Origin of the sequence: Fictibacillus sp. b24 (genome assembly GCF_030348825.1) — a bacterium.
Classification (GTDB): domain Bacteria; phylum Bacillota; class Bacilli; order Bacillales; family Fictibacillaceae; genus Fictibacillus.
In genome coordinates this window covers 3,916,597-3,929,449 of record NZ_JAUCES010000005.1, presented here as the reverse complement: position 1 = coordinate 3,929,449, position 12,853 = coordinate 3,916,597, and the positions used below count along the sequence as shown (strand labels likewise).

Sequence of the window (12,853 nt, the reverse complement as noted above, 5' to 3'; positions counted from 1 at the left end):
TCTTCAGCGCCGATGGTAGTTGGGGGTCTCCCCCTGTTAGAGTAGGACGTCGCTAGGCAAATGAGGAAGATGGATGAACATCCATCTTCTTTTTTTGTGTTTAAAAAAGATGGATCTAGCAAGAGAAAAAAGGTGGTTTGGCATCCGCCAAACTTCCGATTATTGGTGACTAGTGTGGAAGGTGGGAGGGTATAGAGTATGAATTGTGCTGAGCTGTGTTGTCGAGATTTAGCGAATGGCCTTTATTTTTGGTTTTAGACTTAATTTAGGTTCGTTTAGACCTAATTTTTCATAAGTAGACTTAATTCTCACTCAAAGTGACTCAATTCCTAAAAGAAATACCTCACCCCGTATTCTCTGAAGATTCGTTTTAACCTCGAACACGGTCTCCCAACCATAAAGAAGGAAGAAGATGGCCTCAACCATCTCCCATCACGCTATATTCTTCAGCAAAAGCTCCAAAAATCGAACCAAAAGCAAACGATCAGCTCTTACAACGACCATCCAAGCATCAATCTCACCAAAACACTCCTGATCTCGCCTTCAAAACCTCTCTACATCAACCCACCAAACATAACTTCACGGTAATCCTATTTTTTTTTGCGGTAATCATCCATATATTCGCGGATAAGCTTCATAATTTCACAGATAAAATTTTTTATCGAATTTTCGACACCCATCGACTTACCGCATTCATCTAAACCTCACTCACGTCTCCTCAACCACGCAGAACACATTGCACATCCAACAACAACATACTTTCACAACTAACCTGGCGCAACTAACCAGACACAACTAACCATCGCCAGATCTCTAAACAAATCCCAATCCCCTCATATCATACCCCTCCAAAATCATCATCATTTCGACAGAATCATACAGGTTAGGAAGAGGAGCATGAGGCAATAATGGTGGATAGAGATTTGCATTTTCGGAAAAAAGCAGGCTATAATAATGTTATAGTCAAAGTTAGTCAAAGTCAGAAGGGGGAGGGGAAATGAGGAATATTTCAGATGTAATTGAAAATTACTTAAAGCAAATTCTCTCAAGCTCGAATGATCCGGCCATCGAAATTAAAAGGACGGATATTGCCGAAAGGTTTCAATGCGTGCCTTCTCAAATAAACTATGTGATAAATACGAGATTTACGATTGAAAAAGGATTTGTAGTGGAAAGTAAAAGAGGTGGAGGCGGCTATATTCGGATCATGAAGGTCCGTACCGAAAGCTCTGCTCATCTAATTGATCACTTAACCACCTTAATTGGTGAAAGGATATCGCAAGGCAACGCAGAAAATGTAATAAAGAGACTTATGGAAGAGACGATTGTTTCCGAACGGGAAGCGAGGCTGATGCTGAGCGTTATGGATCGTTCTATATTAAAGCTTAATCTTCCGCATCGAGATGAATTACGTGCAGAACTTTTAAAAGCTATGATAAAAACGTTAAAATACCGAACCACATAGCCCTTTTTTTCATTCTATATAAAAGGAGGGAGCAGAATGAATTGTGAAGAGTGCCATGAACGTGAAGCTTCATTGCATTTTACCAAAATCATAAATGGAGAGAAAACGGAATTTCACATTTGTGAACATTGTGCCAAAGAAAAAGGAGAATTCATGCCGGGGTCGAATTCATTTTCCATTCACCAATTGCTTTCTGGTCTTTTACACGGTGATGGACATGTCCCAAACACCCCATCATCCAACTTCATTCCGCCCTCGTTAAGCTGTGAAAAATGCGGGATGAGTTATTATCAGTTTGCTAAAATTGGCCGTTTTGGATGTGAAAACTGCTATAAGGCGTTTGATTCCAAACTGAATCCGATCTTTAAGAGGGTTCATGGCGGTAATACCTTACATGCAGGAAAGATTCCTCTGCGGGCAGGGAGCAGCATTCAAGAAAAAAAACAGCTTCAGCAATTAAAGCAAGCTTTGCAGCAGTATATATTAAATGAGGAATTTGAAAAAGCTGCTGAAACAAGAGATATCATCAGAGAAATCGAACACCGCTTGGAACAGGGGAGGGATTCGTAACCGATGTCTTTAGAACGATTTATCAGTGACGCAATCAGTCCCTGGATGAAAAGGGAAGGACCTGAATCAGATATTGTTCTCTCAAGCCGTGTCCGACTCGCAAGAAATATTCATCAGTTTGTTTTTCCCATCGCAGCAGACAAAGAATCAGCTCATGAAGTGATAGCTTCCATTTCTTCTTGCATGAATGGAGAAAATGACGCAGCTGAAGCAGAAAATTTTGAAATGCTGATGATGGAGAAGTTAAAACCTATTCAAAAACGGGTACTTGTTGAGAAACATCTTATAAGTCCCAATCTAGCAGAACAAGCGAAATATGGTGCAGTACTCATGAATGACGATGAGTCAGTCAGCATCATGCTGAACGAAGAAGATCATATACGCATTCAATGTTTAGCACCAGGTTTTCAGTTAGAAGAAGTGCTTCATAAAGCCAATGAAATAGATGATTTGATTGAAAAAAGTGTGGATTATGCGTTTGATGAAAAGCGCGGATATTTAACAAGCTGTCCGACAAATGTAGGAACGGGACTAAGAGCTTCCGTCATGATGCATCTTCCCGCACTCGTCCTCACAAAAAAGATGAGCCGGATTATACCTGCGATCAACCAGCTAGGATTAGCTGTAAGAGGTATATATGGTGAAGGGACAGAAGCGCAAGGAAACATTTTTCAAATCTCGAATCAGATGACACTTGGTAAGTCTGAAGAGGATATAATGGAAGATCTCGCAGGAGTAGTTACGCAGGTCATCCAGCAAGAACGTGCAGCTCGAAAACAGCTGCAGGATGGATTGAAATTACAGCTTGAAGACAAGTTATTCCGTTCGTTGGGAACGTTGGAGAATTGCCGGATCATCCAATCAAAAGAAGCTGCAAAATGTTTATCAGATGTACGGCTTGGCATTGATTTAGAGATTTTACCCGGCATATCAAAAACAATCCTAAATGAACTTATGATACTTACACAACCGGGTTTTCTTCAACAATATGCAGGTGAAGTTCTAACTCCAGAAGAACGTGACATAAGAAGAGCCACATTAATCAGAGAAAGAATAAAATTGGAAAACCGATAAGGAGCGTGACGAGTATGATGTTTGGCCGTTTTACTGAGAGAGCACAAAAAGTTTTAGCGTTGGCACAAGAAGAAGCAATTCGATTAGGGCATAACAATGTGGGAACAGAACATATCTTACTTGGCTTGATTCGGGAAGGTGAAGGAATTGCAGCCAAAGCTCTTCAAGTTCTAGGTTTAGGACCTGAAAAAATTCAAAAAGAAGTGGAAACGTTAATCGGCCGCGGACAGGAAGCTGTTCAAACGATTCATTATACACCTCGTGCAAAAAAGGTAATTGAACTATCCATGGACGAAGCTCGTAAACTAGGGCATTCGTATGTAGGCACTGAACATATTTTATTAGGCCTGATTCGTGAAGGGGAAGGCGTTGCAGCTCGTGTATTAAACAACTTAGGAGTAAGCCTGAACAAAGCACGTCAGCAAGTTCTTCAACTTCTAGGAAGCAATGAATCTTCTTCTAGTCATAGAGGATCTTCAGCAAGTGCAAACACGCCTACGCTAGACAGCCTGGCTCGTGATTTAACGGCGATTGCACGTGATGGTTCACTTGACCCGGTAATTGGTCGTTCAAAAGAAATTCAGCGTGTTATCGAGGTGTTAAGCCGTCGTACAAAGAACAACCCTGTACTGATCGGTGAGCCTGGGGTAGGTAAAACTGCTATCGCAGAAGGCTTAGCACAGCAAATCATCAACAATGAAGTCCCAGAAACACTGCGTGATAAGCGCGTTATGACGCTTGATATGGGAACAGTCGTCGCGGGTACAAAATATAGAGGTGAGTTTGAAGACCGTCTGAAGAAGGTAATGGATGAGATTCGCCAGGCGGGCAATATCATCCTATTCATCGACGAACTTCATACGCTGATCGGTGCAGGTGGAGCAGAGGGTGCGATCGATGCATCCAACATCTTAAAGCCCGCTCTTGCTCGTGGTGAATTACAATGTATAGGTGCAACAACACTCGATGAATACAGAAAATATATCGAGAAGGATGCAGCGCTAGAGCGCCGTTTCCAGCCGATTACGGTTAATGAGCCGACAAAGGATGAAAGCATTCAAATCCTTCAAGGACTTCGCGATCGTTATGAAGCGCATCACCGTGTGACGATTACTGATGAAGCGATCGAGGCATCTGTTCAACTTTCTGATCGCTATATCTCCGACCGTTTCTTACCGGATAAAGCGATTGACTTAATTGACGAAGCGGCATCAAAGGTTCGCCTTCGTTCTTACACAGCTCCTCCGAACTTAAAGGAGCTCGAGCAAAAGCTGGAAGAAGTACGTAAAGAGAAGGATGCTGCTGTTCAAAGCCAAGAGTTTGAAAAAGCTGCTTCACTCAGAGATTCTGAGCAGCGTCTTCGTGAAGAATTGGAAAAAACGAAAGATGTTTGGAAAGAGAAACAAGGAAAAGAAAATACAGAAGTAACACCGGAAGATATCGCGCAAGTTGTATCTTCATGGACAGGAGTACCTGTATCCAAGCTGGCAGAAGAAGAAACAGAACGTCTTCTTAAGATGGAAGAGATTTTGCATGACCGATTAATTGGCCAGACTGAAGCGGTATCTGCCATTTCTAAAGCCATCCGAAGAGCGCGTGCAGGGTTGAAGGATCCGAAACGTCCGATCGGTTCATTCATCTTCTTAGGACCAACAGGTGTTGGTAAAACGGAGCTTGCTAGAGCCGTTGCTGAGACATTGTTTGGTGATGAAGATGCGATCATCCGTATCGATATGTCTGAGTACATGGAGAAACATACAACATCTCGTCTCGTTGGTTCGCCTCCAGGATATGTAGGACATGAAGAAGGCGGCCAGTTAACTGAAAAAGTTAGAAGAAAGCCATACTCAGTTATCTTGCTGGATGAGATTGAAAAGGCACATCCAGAAGTGTTCAACATCTTGCTGCAAGTGCTAGAAGACGGTCGTCTGACAGATTCAAAAGGCCGTACTGTAGATTTCCGAAACACGGTCGTCATCATGACTTCAAACGTTGGGGCGAGCACGCTTAAGCGTAACCGTTCACTAGGTTTTGCGGTTCACAACGAAGGTCAAAAATACAACGATATGAAGTCTAAAGTTATGGATGAACTTAAGCGTGCATTCCGTCCTGAGTTCTTAAACCGTATTGATGAGATTATCGTGTTCCATTCTCTTGAAAAAGAGCACTTGCTAAGAATCGTGACGCTAATGGCGGATTCACTCAAGAAGCGCTTAAGTGATCAAGGGATTGATATTGAGCTGACACAAGCTGCTCTTGAAAAGATTACAGATGAAGGTTACGATCCAGACTACGGAGCACGTCCGTTGCGCCGTGCCCTTCAGCGTAAGATTGAAGACCGCTTATCTGAAGAGCTTCTTAAAGGAAATATCAACAAAGGGCAAACCGTTAAGATTGATGTGGAAGAGAACGATTTTGTCGTTCAAACGGTCTAACCATCTGAATATATGAGGATATCCTACAAAAAACCCGGAAGGCAGTCATGTCCTCCGGGTTTTTGTCGAAATAATCTTTGCGTTTCGCCTTTTTTTGCAGAGCCTAAATGGAAGTAGTTGTTAGGTTTTATGTTATGATAATAGTGAATAAATCTTTATATTTTCAGCATTTAACTTTTTTAAAATATAAGCTGTTTTCTTATACATTGTTGCTCTTGGAAGTGGTTGATTTCCGTTTCAGGTGCTTCGCTTTCCGCGGGGGCAGGCGGTGAGCCACATTCTTATCGTTTCACTCTTAAGTGTCTCACCTGCCGGCCTGTCCCGCAGGAGTCTCACACCTTCCACTCCAATCAACTTGCAAAAGAGGAAAGATTTAAAAGTAACAATTCTTTAGAAAGTAAAGATCATTCTCCAGGATTCCTGGTACCATGCAAAAGCTAACAACCAGTAATTGAAATTAAGGACAAAAAAGACAACAAATTATAAAAATAAGCTTAGTAAATATATGAAATTTTTTAGTGTGAAGTTTGAAAGAGGAGTTTTTTAGATGGCTAAAGTAAAATCAATCTTTCTTTGCCAAGACTGCGGTTATGAATCTCCAAAATGGATGGGGAAATGTCCGGGATGTCATGCATGGAATACGATGGTGGAAGAGACCATTCGTCCTGAAAAAGCCGTACGGGGTTTGAGTTCTGGCGGAGATACGAAAGTAAAGCAAAAACCTCAGTCAATAGCGGATGTGAAAAGCGAGCAAGAGCCTCGTATACCTACAAACTATCAGGAATTTAACCGTGTTTTAGGTGGAGGTATCGTTCCGGGTTCAATGGTTTTGGTTGGTGGAGACCCTGGAATCGGGAAATCTACTCTTCTTCTGCAAACATCAGCTCAGCTCGCTCAAAAAGGAGAACGTGTTCTTTACATATCTGGTGAGGAATCTGTTAAACAAACAAAATTGCGAGCAGACAGGCTCGATATCGACGCGAAAGATCTGTTTGTTTTAGCAGAAACAGATTTAGAGCTTATTGAGCAGGCAATGGCAGATGTGATGCCGTCCGTTATGATTATTGACTCCATTCAAACCGTTTATCGGTCTGAGGTAACATCAGCACCAGGGAGTGTTTCGCAAGTACGAGAGTGTACCTCGCATTTGATGCGAATGGCGAAAACAAAGGGTATTGCTGTATTTATCGTTGGACATGTTACAAAAGAAGGGAATATCGCGGGACCGCGTCTTCTAGAGCATATGGTGGATGCAGTACTGTATTTTGAAGGTGAAAGACATCATACTTTCCGTATATTAAGAGCTGTGAAAAATCGTTTTGGTTCTACAAATGAGATCGGTGTTTTTGAAATGAAAGAAGAAGGGCTTGAAGAAGTACTGAATCCTTCTGAAATCTTTTTAGAAGAACGTTCAAAAGGAGCAGCGGGTTCAACGGTAGTAGCTTCCTTAGAAGGTACTCGCCCTATGCTTGTAGAGCTTCAGGCTTTAATATCACCTACAAGCTTTGGTAACCCTAGAAGAATGGCTACCGGAATCGATCATAACCGTGTTTCACTGCTTATGGCCGTTTTAGAAAAGCGGGTGGGGCTGCTGCTTCAGAACCAAGATGCTTATTTAAACGTAGCAGGCGGCGTCAGGCTGGATGAACCAGCGATCGATCTGGCGGTTGCAATCAGCATTGCGTCAAGCTTTCGGGATTCACCCACAAAGCCTACAGATGTTATGATTGGAGAAATAGGATTGACGGGAGAGGTTCGGCGAGTTTCCCGTATCGAGCAGCGCGTACATGAAGCTGCAAAGTTAGGTTTTACGCGTGCTATTATACCTGATAAAAATATCGGCGGCTGGACCGTTCCAAAAGGGATCAAGGTCGTTGGTGTATCTACCGTTTATGAGGCATTACAAGCAGCGTTAGGAGGGTAAAGCAAATTATGGACCATGCGATTAAAGAAGCAATCATAAGCCAAATGCTACAGCTTGTTGCTCCTGGTACCCCGCTTCGGGAGGGAATTGACAATGTTTTACGAGCAAATACAGGCGGACTGATCGTTGTTGGATATAACGATAAAGTAAAAGAAATTGTTGATGGTGGTTTCTCCATCAACTGCAAGTACTCACCAGCATCATTATACGAGCTTGCAAAGATGGATGGAGCGATCATTTTAAATGAAGACGCGGCTAAAATTTTATATGCAAACACACAGCTAATCCCTGATACGGTTATTCCATCAACCGAAACGGGTATACGTCACAGAACGGCAGAGCGTGTAGCTCGGCAGACAGGCAACCTCGTGATTTCCATCTCACAGCGCCGAAATGTTATCACGCTTTATCAAGGGATGATCCGGTATTCACTAAAAGAGATCGGCGTAATCTTAACGAAAGCCAATCAGGCGATCCAAACACTTGAGAAATATAAAGTTGTGTTTGATCAAAGTGTTACGAATCTCGGTGCGCTAGAATTTGAAGAATTGGTGACTTTCCAAGAAGTTACACAAGTTATTCACAGAATTGAGATGGTTTTACGCATAAAAAATGAGATTATTAAATATGTTAATGAACTTGGTGTTGAAGGCAGGCTCATTAGAATCCAGATGGAAGAACTCGTTTCCAACATTGAGGAAGAAGCTCTCCTTTTAATTAAAGACTATATGAAGGACCGGGAAAGTGATCCATACGCGATTCTTCGCCAGTTGAACAAACTTTCCTCTGAAGAATTGTTTGATGAATCTGTAATTATGAAACTTTTAGGCTTCTCAGCCGGTATGAATATGCAAGATGAGACGATCCATCCGCGTGGATACCGCATTCTTGCTAAGATTCCAAGGCTGCCAGCTGTTATTATTGAAAATCTAACAGATGCATTCAGTAACCTTCCACAGATCTTACGTGCTTCTATCGATGAGTTGGACGAGGTCGAAGGTATTGGTGAAATCCGTGCAAGGAAAGTAAAAGAAGGATTAAAACGAATTCAAGAACAGCTTTTTGTTGATCGTCATATCTAGTTTTTATGTAAATTCTGTTTTTGCACGTTTTTAATACGGTCAATTTGTAAATAATGATTAAGGGAGGTGAATCAGGCATGCTAAAAAGAATTGTTCAACTATTTTTTATCGTAATAGGGGGCATGCTAGGCTATCTTTATATACCAGATCTCATTCGTGTACTTAATTTTGGTGATTTGCCGAATCAAGTAACATCCCCATATGTCGGGGCAGTGATTGGTGCACTTATACTATTTTTATCTACATTTTGGCTGTCAGATTACGTAGTAGGATTAATACGCTGGGCAGAGGAAACGGTTGTAAAAGCCCCTGCGACCGATCTATTATCAGGAACGATGGGACTGATTATTGGATTGATTGTGGCATTCTTAATTCAGTCGCCGCTTAGCTCTATGGATATAGTGGTTGTCAGCTCGATTCTGCCGATTGCTATTACGTTCCTACTCGGTTATCTAGGTTTTCAGGTCGGTTTTAAAAAGAGAGATGAATTGATTCAGCTGTTCTCTTTGAACCGCCAAGGAAAAGAACGAAAGAAAGAGACTGAAATCGAGAAGCCGCATGGCAAGTATAAGATTCTTGATACAAGCGTTATTATCGACGGAAGAGTGGCAGATATCTGTCAAACTGGTTTTTTAGAAGGTCCGCTTATTATTCCTCGTTTTGTTCTAGAAGAGCTGCAGTATATTGCTGATTCTTCTGATGTATTAAAACGTAACAGAGGACGCCGTGGACTGGATATTTTAAATCGCATCCAAAAAGAGCTTTCTATGAAAGTTGAAATCTATGAAGGTGATTTTGAAGAGGTAACAGAAGTTGACAGCAAGCTTGTCAAATTGGCTCAATTATTAACCGGGGTCGTTGTAACGAATGACTTTAATCTCAATAAAGTATGTGAACTGCAAAACGTTGCCGTACTTAACATCAACGATTTGGCGAATGCGGTAAAACCAGTTGTACTTCCTGGCGAAGAGCTTGTTGTTCAAGTGATCAAAGATGGAAAAGAGCAGAATCAAGGTGTAGGCTATCTGGATGACGGTACGATGATCGTTGTAGAAGATGGGCGAGACTATGTCGGAAAAACGATCGATGTTGTTGTAACATCTGTTCTCCAAACATCTGCTGGCCGAATGATTTTTGCCAAAAAGAAATTATTAGAAAAAGCATTGTGACGAACGGTGGGGAAGCACGTGAACTATTGGACAGTTATTCCTGCTGCCGGACAAGGGAAACGAATGAATGCTGGTATCTCTAAACAATGGATAGAGCTATTAGGCAAACCGGTTCTTGCACATACACTTGATGTGTTTGAAAAAGATCCTTCGTGTGAGGGTGTCGTTCTTGTCGGAAGTGAACAGGAATTGAAACAGATGCAGCAATTTGTACAAACGTTCCAATATACAAAAGTGCGCCAAATCGTTCCAGGCGGAAAAGAACGTCAGCAAAGTGTGTATGAGGGCTTAAAGCAGGTCCCGGAAGAAGCGGACCTTGTTCTCATTCATGATGCAGCACGTCCTTTTATCACTCATGATTCTATTCAACAACTTGTTAACGTAGCCGCAGATTCTGGTTCTGCCGTGTTAGCTGTTCCAGTGAAGGATACGGTAAAGAAAGTTGTTCAGGATCAGGTGGAAGAAACGATCGACCGTTCCAGCTTGTGGGCTGTTCAAACCCCGCAAGCTTTTCGTCTTTCTATCGTAATGAAAGCACATGAGAAAGCGGATGTAGAAGGGTTTGTTGGAACGGACGACGCAAGCTTAGTGGAACGAATTGGAGAAACAGTCGCTATTGTAATGGGAGACTATCATAATATAAAATTAACTACGTCTGATGATTTGTTGTTTGGACAAGCCATTTTGTTAGACAGACAGGGGGAAAAGCATAATGCGCATCGGACAAGGTTTTGATGTACATGCCTTTTGTGAAGGCCGTCCTTTAATTATTGGCGGAGTAACGATTCCTTATGAAAAAGGACTTTTAGGTCATTCTGATGCTGACGTTCTTTTGCATGCGATCACAGATGCATTGCTTGGAGCAGCGGGTGAAGGGGATATCGGCAAACACTTTCCAGATACAGATCCTGCAAACAAAGACGCAGATTCAAAACGCCTGCTCTTGGATTCTTGGAAACTCGTTCAGAAAAAAGGCTACGCTTTAGGTAATATAGATTGTACAATCATCGCACAAAAACCAAAGATGCTGCCGCACATTGAAGAGATGCGCAGCGTGATCGCTGGGATTTTTGATGTTGATGTAGACAGAATTAACGTAAAAGCTACTACAACTGAAAAGCTAGGTTTCCCTGGACGCGAAGAGGGAATCGCAGCCCAAGCGGTTGTGTTGATTGAAAAAGTATAAAAAATAGGCTGTTTTGGCTGGCCTTCTAGCTCGTAGAAGAAGTTGATCTCCGTTACAGATGCTCGCTTTCCGCGGGGCAGGCGGTGAGCCACATTCTTAACGTTTCACTCTTAAGTGTCTCACCTGCCCGCCTGTCCTAGCCGAGAGTCTCGCATCTTACACTCCGATTAACTTGTCAAGGAAGAAAGGCACCATAGCAACCATCTTTTCAAAAAAATTATAGAGGTGAAACAAGATGGCAAATGAAGTTCGAGTGCGTTATGCACCAAGTCCAACAGGACACTTACATATAGGGAATGCACGTGCAGCTCTATTTAATTATTTATATGCACGCCACACCGGCGGAAAGTTTATTATCCGCATTGAAGATACGGATCAAAAGCGTAATATTCAAGGCGGAGAAGAGAGCCAGCTGAATCACTTGAAATGGCTCGGTATGGATTGGGATGAAAGTGTTGATATCGGCGGCGATTACGGCCCTTACCGCCAAATGGAGCGATTAGACCTTTATGAAAAGTACACAGATGAGCTTCTTTCAAAAGGTTTGGCATATACATGTTATTGTACGGAAGAAGAGCTTGAGGCCTCACGTGAAGAGCAGATGGCTAAAGGGGTTACACCTGTATATGACGGGCGCTGCCGTAACTTATCTGTTGAAGAAAAAGCAAAACTTGAAGCAGAAGGAAAACGTGCTAGCATTCGTTTCTTAGTGCCGCAAGATCGTACGATTACGTTTGATGATATGGTCAAAGGGGAAGTTTCGTTCGAATCAAGCGGATTCGGTGATTTTGTTATCGTAAAAAAAGACGGAATTCCAACGTACAATTACGCGGTAGTAATTGATGATCATGAGATGGCAATCTCTCACGTTTTACGGGGAGATGACCATATCTCAAACACGCCTAAGCAGCTTTTGATCTATGATGCGCTAGGTTTTGAGCAGCCGAAATTCGGTCATACAACATTGATCGTCAATGAAAATCGAAAGAAATTAAGTAAGCGTGACGAGTCTATCGTTCAGTTTATTGAGCAGTACAAAGATTTAGGGTATCTTCCTGAAGCGCTGTTCAACTTTATCGCACTATTAGGCTGGTCACCAGGTGGAGAAGAAGAGATCTTCAGCCGAGAGCAGTTTATCGAAATCTTTGATCCGAACCGTCTGTCTAAAGCACCTGCTGTGTTTGATACGCAGAAGCTGGAGTGGCTTAACAACCAATACATGAAACAGCAAGATGTAGACCGCATCGTTGAACTTTGCATGCCTCATCTTGTTAAAGCGGGAAGAATTTCTGAGAATCCAAGTGCAGAGGAACAAGAGTGGGTAACAAAACTTGTGGCTCTTCATCAGGAAAAAATGAGCTATGGCGCTGAAATCGTGGACTTAACAGAACTGTTCTTTAAAGAAGAGATCGAGTACGAAGGGGAAGCGCTTGAGGTATTGCAGGGTGAAGGTGTTCCATCCGTTATGGAATCATTCTTAAGCCAGGTTGAAAACAGCGAATCGTTCGAAGCAGATGATATTAAAGCGATGATGAAGGCTGTTCAAAAGGAAACAGGACAAAAAGGAAAGAACTTGTTCATGCCGATTCGTGTTGCAACGACAGGACAAACGCATGGTCCAGATCTGCCTGCAGCTGTTTCGCTTCTGGGAAAGAGTGTTATCGTGAAACGCCTTAATGCTGTACTTACTCAAATTAATAAGTAATAAAAGTACACATTTTGCAAAGATTATAATATAGTAAAAGAAACTTATATTTAAACGTAAAACGCAGATGAGGAAAGTAGGCTAGCGCTTTTTCATAGTAGAGAGAACCATCACCGGCTGAAAGTGGTTCATGGAAATGCTTGCTGAAGTGCCCCTCGGAGTCCCTTGCCGAAAGTTGAGTAGGTTTGGGCGGCAACTCCCCGTTACGGAGCTTAAGGGAACAGGTATGATATAACGGCCTGT

General features: G+C 42.3%; 10 protein-coding genes and 1 other annotated feature (1 of these 11 cut by a window edge). All 10 genes read left to right on the top strand.

What is annotated here, in order from left to right:
• Nucleotides 1–997 precede the first annotated feature (997 nt).
• The 10 genes from QUF49_RS20780 (at nt 998) to gltX (ending at nt 12,610) form a co-directional block, all read left to right on the top strand.
• A complete protein-coding gene (locus QUF49_RS20780) occupies nt 998–1,465 on the top strand; it encodes a CtsR family transcriptional regulator (RefSeq protein ID WP_066238057.1) in 468 nt (155 codons plus the stop codon).
• Between the two features lie 36 nt (nt 1,466–1,501).
• Nucleotides 1,502–2,035 (top strand): UvrB/UvrC motif-containing protein, encoded by a 534-nt coding sequence (locus QUF49_RS20775; protein ID WP_289497541.1) that lies wholly within the window; start codon nt 1,502–1,504, stop codon nt 2,033–2,035.
• 3 nt (nt 2,036–2,038) lie between these two features.
• Nucleotides 2,039–3,109, top strand: coding sequence for a protein arginine kinase (locus QUF49_RS20770; protein ID WP_289497540.1), 1,071 nt, complete (start codon nt 2,039–2,041; stop codon nt 3,107–3,109).
• Between the two features lie 14 nt (nt 3,110–3,123).
• Nucleotides 3,124–5,544 (top strand): ATP-dependent protease ATP-binding subunit ClpC, encoded by a 2,421-nt coding sequence (clpC, locus tag QUF49_RS20765; RefSeq protein ID WP_289497539.1) that lies wholly within the window; start codon nt 3,124–3,126, stop codon nt 5,542–5,544.
• A gap of 547 nt (nt 5,545–6,091) precedes the next feature.
• Nucleotides 6,092–7,468 carry a DNA repair protein RadA gene (gene radA / locus QUF49_RS20760; protein ID WP_289497538.1) on the top strand — a complete coding sequence of 459 codons (1,377 nt, stop codon included), beginning with the start codon at nt 6,092–6,094 and terminating at the stop codon, nt 7,466–7,468.
• A gap of 8 nt (nt 7,469–7,476) precedes the next feature.
• A complete protein-coding gene (disA, locus tag QUF49_RS20755) occupies nt 7,477–8,550 on the top strand; it encodes a DNA integrity scanning diadenylate cyclase DisA (RefSeq protein ID WP_066238042.1) in 1,074 nt (357 codons plus the stop codon).
• 77 nt (nt 8,551–8,627) lie between these two features.
• Nucleotides 8,628–9,719 (top strand): PIN/TRAM domain-containing protein, encoded by a 1,092-nt coding sequence (locus QUF49_RS20750; RefSeq protein WP_066238039.1) that lies wholly within the window; start codon nt 8,628–8,630, stop codon nt 9,717–9,719.
• Nucleotides 9,720–9,737: 18 nt separating this feature from the next.
• On the top strand, nt 9,738–10,454 hold the full coding sequence (gene ispD / locus QUF49_RS20745) for a 2-C-methyl-D-erythritol 4-phosphate cytidylyltransferase (protein ID WP_289497537.1): 717 nt from the start codon (nt 9,738–9,740) through the stop codon (nt 10,452–10,454).
• The gene (gene ispF, locus QUF49_RS20740) at nt 10,429–10,905 is read left to right on the top strand and encodes a 2-C-methyl-D-erythritol 2,4-cyclodiphosphate synthase (protein WP_289497719.1); all 477 of its coding nucleotides are present in this window, start codon (nt 10,429–10,431) and stop codon (nt 10,903–10,905) included. Before ispD ends, ispF begins: the two co-directional genes overlap by 26 nt.
• Before the next feature lie 235 nt (nt 10,906–11,140).
• Nucleotides 11,141–12,610 (top strand): glutamate--tRNA ligase, encoded by a 1,470-nt coding sequence (gene gltX / locus QUF49_RS20735; protein WP_289497536.1) that lies wholly within the window; start codon nt 11,141–11,143, stop codon nt 12,608–12,610.
• Nucleotides 12,611–12,665: 55 nt separating this feature from the next.
• Nucleotides 12,666–12,853, top strand: a binding site (T-box leader) (it continues 39 nt past the right edge of the window).